This window comes from Mycoplasma aquilae ATCC BAA-1896 (assembly GCF_048074525.1).
In the GTDB taxonomy this organism is placed as follows: domain Bacteria; phylum Bacillota_I; class Bacilli_A; order Mycoplasmatales; family Metamycoplasmataceae; genus Mycoplasmopsis; species Mycoplasmopsis aquilae.
On sequence record NZ_CP182208.1, the window covers coordinates 222,395 to 240,085 of the forward strand.

Annotated in this window: 14 protein-coding genes and 2 rRNA genes; 10 read left to right on the forward strand and 6 right to left on the reverse strand. The window is 33.3% G+C overall.

The genetic code is table 4. The features are described 5' to 3' along the window. Positions 1–1,332, forward strand: a complete 1,332-nt coding sequence (locus tag ACM0IS_RS01110) for an ABC transporter ATP-binding protein (RefSeq protein WP_416756431.1) — start codon at positions 1–3, stop codon at positions 1,330–1,332. Between the two features lie 16 nt (positions 1,333–1,348). Beyond that, a complete protein-coding gene (locus ACM0IS_RS01115) occupies positions 1,349–2,935 on the forward strand; it encodes a hypothetical protein (RefSeq protein WP_416756433.1) in 1,587 nt (528 codons plus the stop codon). Positions 2,936–2,976: 41 nt separating this feature from the next. On the opposite strand, the gene ACM0IS_RS01120 is transcribed toward ACM0IS_RS01115, so the two are convergent. Both ACM0IS_RS01120 and ACM0IS_RS01125 read right to left on the reverse strand, forming a co-directional pair. Continuing rightward, entirely contained in the window at positions 2,977–3,798 is an 822-nt protein-coding gene (locus ACM0IS_RS01120) for an MAGa7180 family putative nuclease (RefSeq protein ID WP_416756434.1), read from the reverse strand. A gap of 43 nt (positions 3,799–3,841) precedes the next feature. After that, complete coding sequence (locus ACM0IS_RS01125) at positions 3,842–4,486, reverse strand: hypothetical protein (RefSeq protein ID WP_416756435.1); 645 nt, start codon at positions 4,484–4,486, stop codon at positions 3,842–3,844. A 188-nt stretch (positions 4,487–4,674) separates the two neighbouring features. Here ACM0IS_RS01125 and ACM0IS_RS01130 point away from each other — a divergent pair, with 188 nt between their 5' ends. From ACM0IS_RS01130 to rplA, 6 genes are all read left to right on the forward strand, one after another. After that, on the forward strand, positions 4,675–5,064 hold the full coding sequence (locus ACM0IS_RS01130; protein ID WP_416756437.1) for a hypothetical protein: 390 nt from the start codon (positions 4,675–4,677) through the stop codon (positions 5,062–5,064). A 245-nt stretch (positions 5,065–5,309) separates the two neighbouring features. Then, positions 5,310–6,815 (forward strand): 16S ribosomal RNA (locus ACM0IS_RS01135). 263 nt (positions 6,816–7,078) lie between these two features. Beyond that, positions 7,079–9,963, forward strand: a 23S ribosomal RNA gene (locus tag ACM0IS_RS01140). The 16S and 23S rRNA genes sit together here, the layout of an rRNA operon. A gap of 428 nt (positions 9,964–10,391) precedes the next feature. Continuing rightward, complete coding sequence (locus ACM0IS_RS01145; protein WP_416756438.1) at positions 10,392–11,165, forward strand: hypothetical protein; 774 nt, start codon at positions 10,392–10,394, stop codon at positions 11,163–11,165. Between the two features lie 266 nt (positions 11,166–11,431). Continuing rightward, positions 11,432–12,022 (forward strand): 50S ribosomal protein L11, encoded by a 591-nt coding sequence (gene rplK / locus ACM0IS_RS01150; RefSeq protein ID WP_416741864.1) that lies wholly within the window; start codon positions 11,432–11,434, stop codon positions 12,020–12,022. Between the two features lie 2 nt (positions 12,023–12,024). Further along, positions 12,025–12,720: a 50S ribosomal protein L1 gene (gene rplA, locus ACM0IS_RS01155; protein ID WP_416756440.1), complete on the forward strand. Its 696-nt coding sequence runs from the start codon at positions 12,025–12,027 to the stop codon at positions 12,718–12,720. Between the two features lie 32 nt (positions 12,721–12,752). On the opposite strand, the gene ACM0IS_RS01160 is transcribed toward rplA, so the two are convergent. The 4 genes from ACM0IS_RS01160 to ACM0IS_RS01175 all read right to left on the reverse strand — a co-directional run bounded on the left by ACM0IS_RS01160 (position 12,753) and on the right by ACM0IS_RS01175 (position 15,565). Beyond that, a complete protein-coding gene (locus ACM0IS_RS01160; protein ID WP_416756441.1) occupies positions 12,753–13,985 on the reverse strand; it encodes a transposase in 1,233 nt (410 codons plus the stop codon). A 113-nt stretch (positions 13,986–14,098) separates the two neighbouring features. Continuing rightward, the gene (locus ACM0IS_RS01165) at positions 14,099–14,578 is read right to left on the reverse strand and encodes a hypothetical protein (protein WP_416756442.1); all 480 of its coding nucleotides are present in this window, start codon (positions 14,576–14,578) and stop codon (positions 14,099–14,101) included. Next, positions 14,571–15,098 carry a hypothetical protein gene (locus ACM0IS_RS01170; RefSeq protein WP_416756443.1) on the reverse strand — a complete coding sequence of 176 codons (528 nt, stop codon included), beginning with the start codon at positions 15,096–15,098 and terminating at the stop codon, positions 14,571–14,573. The genes ACM0IS_RS01165 and ACM0IS_RS01170 overlap by 8 nt, the downstream gene beginning before the upstream one ends. Next, positions 15,098–15,565, reverse strand: coding sequence for a hypothetical protein (locus ACM0IS_RS01175; protein WP_416756444.1), 468 nt, complete (start codon positions 15,563–15,565; stop codon positions 15,098–15,100). Before ACM0IS_RS01175 ends, ACM0IS_RS01170 begins: the two co-directional genes overlap by 1 nt. A gap of 130 nt (positions 15,566–15,695) precedes the next feature. Here ACM0IS_RS01175 and ACM0IS_RS01180 point away from each other — a divergent pair, with 130 nt between their 5' ends. Beyond that, the gene (locus tag ACM0IS_RS01180; RefSeq protein WP_416756446.1) at positions 15,696–16,544 is read left to right on the forward strand and encodes an HAD family hydrolase; all 849 of its coding nucleotides are present in this window, start codon (positions 15,696–15,698) and stop codon (positions 16,542–16,544) included. Between the two features lie 134 nt (positions 16,545–16,678). Continuing rightward, positions 16,679–17,689: an ECF transporter S component gene (locus ACM0IS_RS01185; protein ID WP_416756447.1), complete on the forward strand. Its 1,011-nt coding sequence runs from the start codon at positions 16,679–16,681 to the stop codon at positions 17,687–17,689. The last annotated feature ends 2 nt before the right edge of the window (positions 17,690–17,691 follow it).

Below are 17,691 nucleotides of genomic sequence, written 5' to 3' on the forward strand. Positions count from 1 at the left end.
ATGTCACAAAAACCTTATTATGAAACTAAAAGAAAATTCCTTTTCTTTAAACAAAAATACATTCGTTTCAACACACCAGGTGTAGAAGGAATGCTAGAAGTACCAGAAGGTAAAACCTTACTAGCTACTTTAAGAAACGTTGATATTACTTATGGTTCTGGAACCAAAGCATTCCGTGCTGTTACTGATATGAATATGAACATTTACCGTGGAGAAGTCTTAGGACTTGTTGGCGAATCTGGATCTGGAAAAAGTACAATCGGAAGAGCAATTATTGGTTTAACGCCACATAGTTTTGGTGAAATCAAAATTTTTGATAAAGTTGTACCTAAAAAGATGACTAGAGGATTTAAATTTGGAAAAAGACTAAAAGAATATAAAGAAATTGAAAACTTTATGGTTAATAAAGTTCAAATGATTTTCCAAGATCCTGCTAACTCATTAAATCCACACATTAATGTTGAAGCTGTTGTGTCTGAGGGATTAACTAATGTTAAAAATGCGAAAGAAATTTACTTATTTAACATTGACCAAGACGTAGAAAAAGAATTATATACTCAATGGCTACCAAGCAAGAGCTATCCACAATTTTATGGTGAATATAAAAAACAACTCGCTGCAGATATTGCACTAAATGAAAATGTTGCTTTTGAAGCTTTATATAACAAACTAGCAGATGATTTAGCAAAATATCCTGAATTAGCAGATGCTAGCCAATATTTAAAGCAAGCTAAAGAACATCGTGAAGAATTAAATAAATTAACAGAAGTCGAATGTAAAAGAATTTTAGTCCGTGACATCTTAAAATCAGTAGGACTAGATGACTCTGTACTTAAACGTTATCCACTAGAATTCTCTGGAGGACAACAACAACGGATTGGTATTTCACGTGCTGTAGTGCTTCGTCCTTCACTTTTAATAGCTGACGAACCTATTTCAGCACTTGACGTTTCTATCCAAGCTCAAGTGGTAAACATCTTTAATGAACTTAAAGAAAAATACAACTTAACTATCTTATTTATTGCTCACGACTTACGTATGGTTGAATATATTTCAGATCGTATAGCAGTTATGAATAAAGGAAGATTACTGGAAATTGGAACAACTGATGAAATTATGAATCATTCATTGCACCCTTATACAAAATCATTATTAGATGCTGTTCCTTCTATTGAAGGTGAAAAAGGTAGTTTAATTGGTTATAGTTATAATCCAGCAATCCATGGTTACACATCTTTATACCAACCACAATGAATTAAAATTAATAATGATCACTATATTTTAGCAACTCCAGAAGAGCTAGATGAGTGACGTAAAGGAATTTATAAATAAAATAAAGGAATATATTATGAAATTAAAAGGAATATCACTAACTCTTAGTGGTTTAACACTAGCAGCAACTCCTGTTTTAGCTGTTAGTTGTTATCAACCTAGTCAAGAATCAGATACTAAGGATGATAAAGGTACCGATACTGAGGCAAAATTAAATGAAAAATTAAAATCAGAACTAAATAAAACAATTAATAGCATTACTAAATTAGATATCAAAAACAAGGCTCAATACACTGCAGATCAATTAGTAGCTATGGATAAGACTCAGTTAGCTAGTTTAATTACTATAGCTGATGAAAATTTCAACAAAGATCAATTTGGAATCACAGTCATAAAAGCAGAAAAGAAATTAAATGATGAAGGAATTGCCTACGATTTAGATTTAACACTTCAACTTTTCAATAAAGCCAAAGATACAATTACTTCATTTCCAAGAAAATTCAAAAGCTTAACTGGATTTAATATTGCTGAAGCAGACCTAAATGCTTTAATAGCAAGTAAATACATTAGTACTTTTGCTAAAAAGATTACATTAGATGTACCTTCTAAAGCAGAAATGTTAGCAAAAGATGTAACTAAAGAACAAATTACAATCAACATTGATCCTCAAGCACCTTACAAAGATTTATTTACAGCCGAAATTGAAAGCTGTAGACCAAAGGCAGTTTCAACTACTTTAGAAGTTGCTTTAGCAATTTCTGCTAAAGATGGTTCAGTAAAAGAAACTATATTACTAGATATTGAAGGCTTCAAAAAGGATGATACTGAATTAAAAAATGCTGCTTTAAAAGAAGCGCTAGCAGCAAACATTAAAGATATTCGTTTATCTGTAAAAGCTGACAATAAGTTAACTCCTTCTCAAATTACACGCCAAGATATTATTGCAAGTAATTATGATACAGATAACTTTACATTTGCTATTTTAGATGATGTAACTAAACAAGAAGGCAATGTAATTAAAGTTGTTGAACCTGGATTACAACCCCAATTCAAACTTGATCCACTTTTACTTGCTAAACTTGGACTTAAAGTTAAATTTAAATTAACTGCAATTAGCAATCCTGAAATTAGTGCTACTGGTGAATTTGAAATTAAAAATGGATTCCCACCAATGGCAAAAAGCATTTTTACAACTCCATCATCTAAAACAGTAGAAAGCAAGCCAGTTCGTCCTGATAGTCCAAAAGATATTAACTATCTACAAATTCAATACACCAAAAAGGCTGCAAATAAGCCGACAGAAGAAGTAACTGCATTTATTAAAAGAGATTTAGATCCAGTTGCCGATGATGATTTAAATAAGGAACTAAAAGCAAAATATAAAGCATTACGTGAAAAAATTATTGCAAACTTATTTGAAAAATCAACTGATGGAAGTGGCTCATTAAGAATTATTTCTTCTTTAGATAGAACTCAACGTACATATGTAACTAGAATTCTATTCACAATTGATAGACAATATTATGCTGAAAAACCTAAATCAGAGCCATACTTACTATTTAATGCTCCTGCTGAAAAGGATATATTTAAGCAAAATAATCCTTACGGTGTTGACCACATTATTGAAATTGCTAAAAAAACTTCAACTAATGCTAATATATAAGAAAAAATCCAGCCTAACAGCTTAGTTAGTACTGGATTTTTTTACGCTTTGATATCAGGGTCAGCTTTACCTTGAGCTTTTCATTTTTCAAGTAAAGCTTCTCACTGAGCAAAGTTTTCACATTCTAAATATTCGATTTGATCAGCATTAATTGATAGATCAAAACGAGGAGAGATTTTGGTATTAGTATAATAGTTATATCAATTCTTAATTTTAGCTATATCATCAAGGGCATCTTGTTTATTTAGTTTGAAAGCATAAGTTTGTAAACTACGTTGACTTAAATCAATACTTTCAGGATGCTCATAATCTTCAGGACGTAGGAATAAGGCTACAATTGAGTAAGAATCTGCACCTTTTAAGTATGAATATAATTGAGCTTGCTTACGATAAGAAGGATCGACACCTTCTTTAGCTCAAAGGTCCTTTTTCTTTTCACCAGCAGTCTTAATTTCTAAAATCATATTTTTAGCTGGTAAATATCCATCAGGTACCCCTCCAATAATTGGATCTGAGGCAAAGAAATCATAATTGTAAGCTGCTGCTTCATAATTTTCAATTGTAGTATTTGGCATCTTACTACGCAAGTAATCAAAAATACGAGGTTCTAGCACAACTCCAGCATGTACATATTTTTGTGTCAGTACTGGTAGCTTTAAACGGGTAATGTGGCAAAAGGCACTGAATTCATTTTTAAAGGCATCTTTAATTAAAATGTCTGAAATAGAGCTCCCTCCCATTTTCTTATATTTATCAAATTGTCCGGCAGAATGGAGCTTATCATATAGTTGGTCACTTAAGATTAAAACTTGTTTTTCATAATCTATATAGTAATCAGTTTTGTTAAAAAATTTTCTAGGCATATTTTAATTTTAACATAAGGCAAAAATAAAATAGTCATTATGACTATTTATTAATGTGATTACGAATGATGACATCAGCAATAACTTTAACATTGTCAAATTTAGGATATCATTCTAAGTCAATTAGTGTATTTTGAGGAACAATTTCGTCAAAACAAATATTTACTAATTTATCAAAACTTGTTTCAGTTGAGTTATCATCAACTCCAGGTACGAATTTAGTTGCATCCATAAATTTTTCAATTCTGATAGCTAAAACTTTAACTTCATCTCCTTCTTTTACGTGTTTTTCAAGTGATGCTTTATTACCTTTGAAATAATCTAATTCATTTGGGAATCTAAGGTCATCAATAATAAATAAACTGTTTAAGTTTTCTTTAGATGATTTTTCCATAGTTTCTCTAATCTTATCAAACACTTTAGCACATCAAACGTTTGAGTCAATTTTTCTTCCTACTTCACCCATCGCAATTCATAAAGGTCTTACGATTTCTTTATCAATACCATCTCAGTTAATTTCATCTAAGATTGGTTGTGTAATTTGCTTAATTGGTTGAGCAAATGATAAAATGTGGATGTTATCATCGAATTGTTCTTTTAATTTCTTTGATAGTTCAGTACTTAAAAGCCCTTTTCCACTTCTTCTTTTACCATTGATTAAAATAATTAAGTGTGTATTTTTTTTCATTTTGTTCCTCCCTATGATATAAAAAAAGCCACTAGCTTTCTGTTGTTTTGTTATGTTATTATACATTGTAATTGGCTAAGATTTAAATAAATCTTAAAAAAAGCTTAAATATGAAAAAAAGAATTTCCACATTTATTTTTTTTAGCAAATATTCAATTTTTTGCAATAAATAATGTAATATTTCTTACATGAAAAAGATTAAATTATTATTAAGCTCAGTTATTGGAACTACTTTTTTAGCTTTACCAGTTTTTTCTGTAGTTGCTTGCGGAACTACAGAAAAAACAGTTCAAGGACCAGATGTTAAGTCTTTTCTTACCTTATATAATAAATTAGAGTTTACATATAATGGTAATAAAGCTGAAACATATGCTAAAAATGTTAAAGTTGAAAATATCGAAATTAAGGGTTACAATAAAGAAGAATTCCAAATAACTATTAAAAGTGTTGAACCACAATCTTATTTAGCAACAACTATAACTATCAAATATGAAATAAAAGATTTAAAAACTAATGCTAAATCAAACGAATTAGTGTCTACTATCAGTGGATTTAAAGCTGAAGAAGCATCAAAATAATAATAAATAGCCATTTTGGTTATTTTTTATTTTTTTATTAGGAATGTAATAATATAGTGGTATTATTTAATCAATATTTCCAACACACATAGCCTTAAAAGCGAAAAAATATTTAAAAAAATAAATTAAAAATTTGTTGATTAAAAAATATTTTGGTGTTATAATATTATCGCTTGTTATCACGAATAACAAACACAAAAAAGTTCTTTGAAAACTAGATATATACAATGTACATGACAGTCAATTTTTTCGAGAGTTTGATCCTGGCTCAGGATGAACGCTGGCTGTGTGCCTAATACATGCATGTCGAGCGGAGTTCTTCAGAACTTAGCTGGCGAATGGGTGAGTAACACGTACTTAACGTACCTTCTAGATTGGGATAACGCTGAGAAATTAGCGCTAATACCGGATACTTATAAGAAACGCATGTTTCTTATATAAAAGGAGCCCTCAAGCTCCACTAGAAGATCGGGGTGCGGAACATTAGCTAGTTGGTAAGGTAATGGCTTACCAAGGCTATGATGTTTAACGGGGTTGAGAGACTGATCCGTCACACTGGGACTGAGATACGGCCCAGACTCCTACGGGAGGCAGCAGTAGGGAATTTTCCACAATGGGCGAAAGCCTGATGGAGCGACACAGCGTGCAGGATGAAGGCCTTCGGGTTGTAAACTGCTGTTATTTAGGATGAAAAAATAGTAGAGGAAATGCTATTATCTTGACAGTACTAAATCAGAAAGCAACGGCTAACTATGTGCCAGCAGCCGCGGTAATACATAGGTTGCAAGCGTTATCCGGAATTATTGGGCGTAAAGCGTCTGTAGGTTGTTAGTTAAGTCTGGCGTCAAAACTTGGGGCTCAACCCCAAATCGCGTTGGATACTGGCTAACTAGAATTGTGTAGAGGTTAACGGAATTCCTTGTGAAGCGGTGAAATGCGTAGATATAAGGAAGAACATCAACTTGGCGAAGGCAGTTAACTGGGCACATATTGACACTGAGAGACGAAAGCGTGGGGAGCAAACAGGATTAGATACCCTGGTAGTCCACGCCGTAAACGATGATGATTAGCTGATGGGAACCATCGGCGCAGCTAACGCATTAAATCATCCGCCTGAGTAGTATGCTCGCAAGAGTGAAACTTAAAGGAATTGACGGGGATCCGCACAAGCGGTGGAGCATGTGGTTTAATTTGAAGATACGCGTAGAACCTTACCCACTCTTGACATCTTCTGCAAAGCTATAGAGATATAGTGGAGGTTAACAGAATGACAGATGGTGCATGGTTGTCGTCAGCTCGTGTCGTGAGATGTTCGGTTAAGTCCTGCAACGAGCGCAACCCTTATTCTGGTTAAATGTTCTAAGGAGACTGCCCGGGTAACTGGGAGGAAGGTGGGGACGACGTCAAATCATCATGCCTCTTACGAGTGGGGCAACACACGTGCTACAATGGAAGGTACAAAGAGAAGCAATATGGCGACATGGAGCAAATCTCAAAAACCTTTCTCAGCTCGGATTGTAGTCTGCAACTCGACTACATGAAGTCGGAATCGCTAGTAATCGTAGATCAGCTACGCTACGGTGAATACGTTCTCGGGTCTTGTACACACCGCCCGTCACACCATGGGAGCTGGTAATGCCCGAAGTCGGTTTAGTCAACTACGGAGACAACTGCCTGAGGCAGGACTGGTGACTGGGGTGAAGTCGTAACAAGGTATCCCTACGAGAACGTGGGGATGGATTACCTCCTTTCTACGGAGTACACATAAATAACATTTATTGTTACTTAATTACCTTTTTATAAAACAAATAATTTTGTCATGGGATATATCTAGTTTTGAGAGAACTTTCTCTCAATGTTCTTTGAAAACTGAATAGTAAAGATATTAATATAACAACGACATCAAAAAATAAATTAGTCAATTTGTTTTGTGATACCGAGAAATTATTAGAAATAATAATTCGTTAAAATGTCTTTGAATACATCAACAACAATAGGAAAATATTGTTACAACTTTTAAATAAGTAAGAGTTTGTGGTGGATGCCTTGGGTCTGAAAGTCGATGAAGGACGTGATTACCTGCGATAAGCCTCGTGGAGCTGGATATAAGCAACGAAACGGGGATTTCCGAATGGGGAAACCTAACTAGAGTAATGTCTAGTTGCTATGGAATGAATAAAATAGTTCCATTTGCGAGACACGTTGTGAACTGAAACATCTTAGTAGCAACAGGAAAAGAAAATAAAAATGATTTCATCAGTAGCGGCGAGCGAACGTGAAAGAGCCCAAACCAGTTTTTTAAACTGGGGTTGTAGGACTATCTACATAAAGTTACAAATCTTTGTTATAGCAGAATAGTTTGGGAAAACTAAGCATAGAGGGTGATACTCCCGTATGCGAAATGGCAAGGACTTTTGATAGTATCCTGAGTAGGGCGGGGCACGTGAAACCCTGTCTGAATCTGCCGGGACCATCCGGTAAGGCTAAATACTAATCAGACACCGATAGTGAACTAGTACCGTGAGGGAAAGGTGAAAAGAACCCCGGGAGGGGAGTGAAATAGAATCTGAAACCACTTACTTACAATTAGTCAGAGCCCGTTAATGGGTGATGGCGTACATCTTGCAGTATGGACCGGCGAGTTATGTTAACATGCGAGGTTAAGCAGAAAAAAGCGGAGCCGCAGAGAAATCGAGTCTTAATAGGGCGACTAGTATGTTGACATATACCCGAAACCATGTGATCTATTCATGAGCAGGCTGAAGCTTGGTTAATCCCAAGTGGAGGGCCGAACCGTAGTACGCTGAAAAGTGCCCGGATGACTTGTGAATAGCGGAGAAATTCCAATCGAACTTGGAGATAGCTGGTTCTCCTCGAAATAGCTTTAGGGCTAGCGTGTGATGTTAAACTTTGATGGTAGAGCACTGAATATGGAATGGCCACGTCTAGTGGTACTGACTATAATCAAACTCCGAATATCATTGTGTATTATCATGCAGTCGGAACCGGGGTGCTAACGTCCCGGCTCGCGAGGGCAACAACCCAGATCGTCGGCTAAGGTCCCAAAATCGTGTTAAGTCAGAAAGGTTGTGAGATTTCATAAACAACTAGGAGGTTGGCTTAGAAGCAGCCATCCTTTAAAGAGTGCGTAATAGCTCACTAGTCAAGAGATCTTGCGCCAATAATGTAACGGGAGTAAAACACGATACCGAAGCCACGGGTACATTTAGTACGTTAGAGGAGCGTTCTTAATGCGGCGAAGTCAGACCGTGAGGACTGGTGGAGCGTTAAGAAGTGAGAATGCCGGTATGAGTAACGATTTGAGGTGAGAATCCTCAACGCCTATTGGGAAAGGTTTCCTGGGGAAGGTTCGTCCACCCAGGGTTAGTCAGGACCTAAGGAGAGGCTGAAAAGCGTATCCGATGGACAACAGGTTAATATTCCTGTACCACCTGCGTAAGTGATGGAGTGACGAAGAAGGATAGCACTACCTATTATCGGATTTAGGGATAAGTGATTACTGGTGAATATAGTTAAATGCGTATTCTACAACCGGGAGTCATTATGTAGAGCCACTTGTGGCAAATTGTGTGATTTCATACTTCCAAGAAAAGCTTCAGCTGTTATAAAACAAAAGGTGCCTGTACCGAGAACGGACACACGTTCCCAAGATGAGTATTCTAAGGCGAGCGAGAAAACCAATGTTAAGGAACTCTGCAAATTAACCCCGTAAGTTCGCGAGAAGGGTGCCAACTTCGGTTGGCCACAGTAAATTGTGAGGGGCAACTGTTTATCAAAAACACAGCTCTCTGCTAAATCGTAAGATGAAGTATAGGGGTGAAGCCTGCCCAGTGCCCGAAGGTTAAGCGGATTTGTTAGCTTACGCGAAGCATTGAAGTGAAGCCCGGGTGAACGGCGGCCGTAACTATAACGGTCCTAAGGTAGCGAAATTCCTTGTCGGCTAAATACTGACCTGCACGAAAGGCGCAATGATCTCTCAACTGTCTCAACATTGGACTCGGTGAAATTATGGTCCCAGTGAAAACGCTGGGTACCCGCATCAAGACGAAAAGACCCCATGGAGCTTTACTACAACTTCGTATTGAAACTTGGCCTAACATGTGTAGGATAGGTGGGAGACTTTGAGGCTAGGACGCCAGTTCTAGATTAGTCGACCTTGAAATACCACCCTTGGTATGTTGAGTTTCTAACCTGCCACCGTTATCCGGTGGGGAGACAGTGCGTGGTGGGTAGTTTGACTGGGGCGGTCGCCTCCTAAAAGGTAACGGAGGCGTTCAAAGGTACACTCAATACGGTCAGAAACCGTATGCAGAGCGCAAAGGTAGAAGTGTGCTTGACTGCGAGACTTACAAGTCGAGCAGGTGCGAAAGCAGGACTTAGTGATCCGGCTGTACGTCATGGAACGGCAGTCGCTCAACGGATAAAAGTTACCCTGGGGATAACAGGCTTATCTTGCCCAAGAGATCACATCGACGGCAAGGTTTGGCACCTCGATGTCGGCTCATCGCATCCTGGAGCTGGAGTCGGTTCCAAGGGTTTGGCTGTTCGCCAATTAAAGCGGTACGCGAGCTGGGTTCAGAACGTCGTGAGACAGTTCGGTCCCTATCTGATGTGGGCGTTGGAATATTGATGAGAGCTGCTCTTAGTACGAGAGGACCGGAGTGGACGTACCGCTGGTGTTCCAGTTGTTCCGCCAGGAGCATAGCTGGGTAGCTAAGTACGGAAGGGATAACCGCTGAAAGCATCTAAGTGGGAAGCCTCCTCAGAGATAAGTATTCCCTTGAAATTCCTTGTAGACTACGAGGTTGATAGGATGGAAGTGTAAGTGTAGTAATACATTCAGCTGACCATTACTAATAAATTGATAGGTTTAAAAGTTAATGTATTCAGACATTTTAATGAATTATTTAATTACTATTCAGTTTCCAAAGAACATATAAATAACGCTAAAGGCGTTTTTTTATTTACTTTTTTTTAAAAAAACAAATATATTGATATAAAAAAATAATAAAAAGAGATGGATTAAAAATATTAAAAAATGAGCAACTAGTTAATTTAGTTTTAAAAAATAAAAAAAATTTTTAAAATTACCCCAAAAGTGAAAATTATTCCATATGCTATATTGGCATATTGAAAAGTGCTTTTTGTGCCTAAAAAATAGGGATAAACATAAATTTTGCTAGGTGGATAATTCTCTTATTATAATTGGCAAAAAAATTTTTGATTTGAGTTGAAAAAATGCTTGAAATGTGCAATAATAATTATGTAGCAAGAAAAGCTACAACGAATAAACTTAATGCAAAACTATGCAAGGTAACGAGGCAAGACACTTTTATAAGAATAAGAATAACAGCGAAAAATTCTTTTCTCTTATTGGTTCAAATAATAGTATAGCTATTTTTATAAATTGACTGATCCATGACGAAGGACAGTCATTACCTAAGAATATTTCAGAAGATGAATCAATTTCTAACCTAAAATCTAAATCAGCAGCTTATATAATGAACATGTTCAGTTTATCAAGCGATGTTAATATATCTATTATTGCAAGTAATATCAAAAATATAAAGTGATACATTATTGAAACCATTGAAGAGTTAAAGGAATTAATCCTCTATAATTTTTGAAAATTATTAGATGGCAGCAAACCAAAATTTGAAAAAGAAATAACTAAAATTATATTGAATAATGGTAACAGGCAAGCTGAAAAATATTTATGAAAGTGCTTAAAAAACAATACCATAAATTATTTGCAATCCATTTACAATGCACAAGGTATTTTTGAAGTTAAAAACGGAAATAAATGCACAAAATTAAGTTCTTTATATAGAAAAATTAATAATGCACACTTTGCTGAAGGCATTGTTAATAAAGGTTATGAAGTAGGAGTAGTTACTGCAAAAAAAGCCAAAGAACAACGCATGCAAGATGATATTAATATAAGCTACTCTAAATATAAAAATAATAACATAAAGTATGATGACTTATCTATTAAAGAATTACAAGATTTTGCAAGAAAAAAAGAAGTACAAGGTAAAGTTGGCGCTTTTGAGATTAAATTAATTAATTGAAAGGTTTAAGTAAGTTATTTAGTTGTAATTTTCTGCTATAGCCCTTGCTATAATGGCGAGGGTTTCTTTATATACTAAAAAAGCAAATTATCTCATTTATATATCGATAATTCTTATTTTATGTTGTTTATCCCTTATTTTTAGACTAATTAAATTTAGTATTAAATTAGGAAAAAACAACTTTTTTTATATAATAAATAAGCAATATTTATATTGCCTCTACTAGTGGGAGATATCAAATATATCGCTAGACCACAATATCGAAAGGATACATAATGGCAAAAAAAGAAATACAACGTATTGCTAAATTGCAATTCCCTGCAGGTCAAGCTAAACCTGGACCAGCATTAGCTGGTGTAGGTGTAAACATGCCTGAATTTACAAAAGCATTTAACGATGCTACAAGAGACAGAGCTGGAGAACCAGTTCCAGTTCAAATTACAGTGTACAAAGACAAATCATTTGAATTCAAATTATTCACAGCTCCAGCATCATTCAAAATCAAACAAGCTGCTAAAATTCAAACAGGAGCAGCAAATGCTAAAACAACAATTGTTGCAACTATTACAAAAGATCAACTTAAAGAAATCGCTGAATACAAAATGCCAGATCTTAACACAGATGACATTTACTCAGCTATGGCTACTGTAGCCGGAACAGCAAGACAAATGGGTGTTTTAGTTGAAGGATATGATGACATCTTTAAAGCTAAAGCAGAAGCTAAGGCTGCTGCAAAAGCTGCAAAATTAGCAGCTGCTAAAGAAGAAGCTTTAAATAACGATTTAGAAGACCTTGTTAACACAAAAGGTCAAGCTATTGAAGTTAATGTTATTACAGATGAAAAAGCAAACGAAGGAGAAGAATAATTATGGCTAAAAGAGTTTCTAAAAATTTAAGAGCAGCTCGTGAATCATTTGACAGAACAGTTGCTTATGATTTAGCACAAGCTATTGAACTTGCTAAAAAAACTTCATACGCTAAATTTGATGCTTCAATCGACCTTGCTTTCAACTTAAACCTAGATGTTAGAAAAGCTGATCAACAATTACGTGGTGCTGTTTTACTTCCTCACGGAACAGGTAAATCAGTTCGTGTATTAGTAGCTACAAACAATGTTGAAAAACAAAAATTAGCTGCAGAAGCTGGAGCAGACATTGTTGTTGATGCTCAAGCTTTAGAACAAAGAATTAAAGAAGATAACTTTGATTTTGATGTTATGGTTGCTGACCCAGCAATGATGCCTTTACTTGGAAAATACGGGAAAAAACTTGGGCCTAAAGGTCTAATGCCAAACCCTAAAACAGGTACAGTTACTCCAACTCCAGAAAAAGCTGTTGAAGAACTTAAAAAAGGAAAAGCAAACTACCGTACAGATAAAGCTGGAATCGTACACTCTCTTATTGGTAAAGCAAGCATGTCTACAGAAGCTTTAGTAGATAATGCACAAACACTTATTTCATTAATCAAGAAGTTAAAACCTGCTGCAGTTAAAGGTGCTTACATCTTAAACTTAACAGTTTCAGCTTCAATGGGACCAAGTGTTAAAATTAAAATAGAAAAATAATAATTTCTATTGTAAACTAGGACATTAAAAGTTTACAAAAAATTATTTTTGTACATCAGTGCATATTGCGCTGGTGTTTTTCATTCTAAATTTGACTGTATTCTTTCGTTATTGTAAAAATTAATAAATTCACCCGTGAGAGTATCTAACTCTTCTAATGTAAGCAATTTACAATCTATGTACGGCAAAAATTCTGTTTTATAAATTGAAAATCAATATTCTATTTCTCTATTATCTAATGAATTACCTGTTCTTGAATATGAACATTTACCATTTTTACTTTCAATTAAATTCCTGTACATTTCGTGGGTATATTGAAATCCATTGTCAGAATGCATTATAAAAGTAGGCTCATTTAAAGGTAAACTTAGCATAGTATCCATCACTAGATCCATGTTATTGTAATAAGAAAATTTATATCCTATAATTAATTTTGTTTTATTATCCATAACAACTGATAGATAAATATGATTTTGGGGTGCATCTTTAGTAGCAGGGATATATGTAACATCAGTAGATTTAATATTTTGACCTGAAATGTCATTGTAATCTCTTTTCATTAAATCTTTACCTGCAAAACGAGTGTCTTTAATTTCTTTTGCTTTTTTAGGCTTTCTAATGTGAGAATTCATATTATTTTTGGATAAATATCTTCCTAATGTTCTACTATTTACTTCTATACCATAGTCCTTTTTAAGATATTGAGCAAGTTTTTCTCTACCAAAATTTTTGTATTTAGATCTAAGTTGTGCAATTTCTTCTTTGTAAATATTACATATGCTTTTATCAATGTTTGCAGTTTTAGTCGCTGCATTTCTACGTTTTGCTAGAGTTTGTCTACTAATGTTAAATAATGCAAATTTTATATTATTATGGATATTTAATTTTTCTGCTTCTGATATAAGCGATTTTTTGTCTAGTTTATTGGTTATTTCGTAATATCTTTTAGCAATTTCTTTTAAGTCTTCGATAGGTATTGCATCTCAATTTATTTCACCTTTTTCATTTTTTATTTTTTGGTTTTTAGGTCTTCCACGCTTTTTCTTTAATGCTGGATCCTTTTTTGAAGTTAAAGAATATGTCATGCCTAAATTATATAGTTTTGTTCTATACCTTAAAGTTTTAAAGAAACTATATTTTCTTCCTTCAGTATGTTCCTCATCGATCATAGATAAATACTTTTCATAAAGTTCATTATATTTCACATTGTTGTTGTACATATTTATTAGTTCTAGTCATTCTAATGGTTTTATGTGTCTACCCATATATTCTCCTTTGTTTATATAAAAAGCTGACAATTTCTTGTCAACTTTATGTGTCCTAGTTTAGAAATCCTAGTTTTTTATTGCAAGTAAAAGAAAAAACTCACATATGTGAGTTAATCTAATAATTTAATAATCTTGTCATATTCTTCAGATGAGAGATCTTCTTTATTTGAAATAGTATTAATTACTTCATCAAGGTTAGAAATGGTATCTTTTAATGTCGTCTTCTTATCTGTAATACCAAAGAAACTTTGCAAGCTAACAACTAAAGTAGTAATTACTGAAAGTACAGCAATTAGCACGAAATAAACCATAGTTGCATCGGGATATTTATTAAATCTAATTGAATATAAGTTCAAGATCACAATACTTGCAGCAATAAAAATAGCTAATACATTAAGAAAAACAAAGAAACTTCTAGAAATAATATATTTATTAAATGATTTTCTCTTAAGCTTATGAACTTTATTATGTAAGCTGGTATTATTTTTGTGTTCAGTTACTAATGCTTTTAGTTTTTCTTCACTGAGTTTAAAATCATGTTTTTTGGCATGTAAATTAACTTTATCGATGTCGATTAAATGCTTATCCATGTAAATATCCTCCTGTAAAGTCACTTGATTTAAAACGATCTACTTCCATAATTGCTAAGCAACGTTTATAAAATAAAAATTCAGCTTTAATTTTATCAAGATTCTTATAAACAAAGATTCTTTGTTTAAAGATTACAGCTTCAAATTGTAAAATCTTATATTTACTTATATAAAATGTGTATTTCTTGTTAATAACGAAGAATGTTAATAAACCGGTTAAAAAAGTAATTGAAGCATTTATTATAGTGGTCATGATAACATAGTTAGAGTTAGAATTCCCATTCAACATATCGGTATAATAAGGGTTATTATCCGGATAAGTAATCCCATCAACTGTAGCGAAGTTCTTGCTAGCTCCAGCTAAATATAAAATTGCAATCAATCCATTAAGCAAGGTAAATATAATAATTAAAGAGTTTAATAAGTAATACATAAACCCATAAATACCCACCTTAATTTTAACTTTCTTAACTAGGAGTAAATAAGCTTGGTAACTAGTTAAACTATTTTTACTTTTCATTATTTACCTCCATTAGTTAATTCAGATTTTAGTACTTCAGCGATGATAATCTTTTTCCGAGTAGAAGCTTGTTTTCATAAAGCATCAATGATATTATCCATAGTTTCGGTAGATATTTCATTAGCATTATATTTCACTTGTAAGTATGAAATTGTGGTATAGATCTTTTTATACAAATCACTGTGGGTATTGTATCTATAAATTGCTATAAACAAGTTTAAAAAGAATGAAATAATAATAAAACTTGCTAATACAACTACATTGACATAAGATTTATAATCATCTTGTGATTGTTTGTTTGGAGTTTCTTTTGACAAAATTGATAATGCTAAAGAAGCTAGTACAATTGCAGCAATATTTAAAAATGCAATTAAGACTGAAAATAAGTCATCTAGCATTTTATAGCGTCTTAATCTACGCTTATCTTTCTCTAATTTTTTGGTTAAATTTTTGATAATTTCTTGCATATAAAAATTGTATAACATTCTAATTTTTCTCAAACATTTTAGATATGAAAGTAAGCTAAAAAACAACTAATTAGACCTAAAAAATGCATTAAAAAATTGTTTTTATACAGTAATGGTCTATAATATACACATGAATAAAACATGAGCAATTTTTAGTGATGTGGATGGTACAATTTACCCATTTCCACACAAACAATTATCAGAAGTTAATAAAGCTAAAGTAAGAGAATTAGCTGACAAAAATATCCCATTTGTAATCAATACCGGAAATCCACCATTAGAAAAGATTCAACGTCTAGCTGATACACTAAATGCCAGATATTTATGTTGTTCTAATGGAGCAATGATATATGACAATTTAGAAAAGAAAGCTTTACACGTTGAATATATCGACACAAAGAAAGCTGAAGTTATCTGACCATTAGCATTACAACATGGCGTAACATTATACTACATGGGCAGTGATCAATACTACATGTACAATAGCAATGATGTAACTAGAGAATTTCTAACCACTTTTAATGAATATAATGATTGGATTACTGATGGTAGAATTAATCAAGACTTACATAAAATTGAAGCATACGGTACACCTGAAGCTATTTTAGCCTTCTATCAAGCTTGTTTAGCCAGTGGTGTAGAACTAGACATTATTAATGTTTCTAATAAATACATCGAAATTACTAATATTGGGATTTCAAAGGCATCTGGAATGAAATGACTTTGTGAAAATGTCTTCCATGCTGATTTAGCAGATGTTATGGCAATTGGAGATAGTGCTAATGATATTCCTATGTTTTTAACAGCAGGATATTCATATGCAATGGATAATGCTGATGAAGCAACTAAAGCAGCAGCAAAATTCTATACAAGCGCTGTTGAACAAGATGGCTTAGCTGAAGCAATTGATGATTATTTATATCGTTCAGACTTTGAACTAAAAAGAGCGATATCTCAACAAAAACCTAAAAACAAATAATTAAGTGAGTAAGCTCACTTTTTTCTTTTGCTCCCATTTTTCTAAGCAAAAAGAAGCGATCATTTACTAGAATAAGTGCTAGAAGTTTTAATAATTTTTGTTATGTTTACAGCGTAATAATATAAAATTTAAATATGAAGAAACCAGCAATTAATTCAGTCAATAAATTTAAAGTTAAACTTTCGGATTTAGGCCTTTTTCCTAAATGAACCATTCGCAAAATGGTTTTTGTTGCTATTTTAATTGCTATTTCTGTTGCCTTCACTGTAGTTTCAGCTCAAATTATTCCTATTGTTAACATTCCATCTTATAAATTCTCTTTTATTGGCTTACCGGTAAAAATTTCTGGTTTTATTTTTGGTCCAGTTATTGGGGTTTTTGTTGGAATTGTTGCTGATTTAATCTCATTATTATTTGTTCCACCTGCTGGATATAACCCAATTTATACTGCTGCAACAGCTGTTAATGGCTTAATTTCAGGGATATTTGGTTTATACTACATGGGATTTTTACGTTTTGCATTCTCAAAAGAATATCGTTTAAATCGTCTTTCTATTAAGATTAATTTACTTGCCTATAAATATAAGTTTGAATCTGCTGCTGGAAATAGAAAGAAAGCAATTGAAATTGCAAATAAGATTGTGAAACTAAATAATAAGAGACAATTTATTAATCAAGACTCCTCAAATATAGCTTTAAAAAATGTTTATTGCATTTCAGGTGCTTTATTTTTAGTGCTTGCAATTTCAATTATTGCTTGATATATTGGATTCTTTGTTAGCGATGAAATTATCCAAAATGGATTTATTAAAAATAGATGAATTCTACTTGCATTAATGACTTCAGGTATGACACTACTAGTTATTTTCATTCTAGTTGGTCGTTTTGCAATGCGCACTGATAAATACCTAGTTTTTGTTCCTATAATTGTTTTCTGTGCTTTCTTAGAACTTGTTAATATTCCGATTCTTTCATTTGCTGATTTATATTCACTCGGAAACAGTGAAACAGCTGATATTTTTGTATGAATTACACAACATATTTTAACGAGCCCGATTAAGATTTGGTTTAATGTTTTTGTTATTTATTATGCTTATCAAGTGGTTTCTAAGTTAATTAACAAAAATGAACACTTAGCATATTAAGA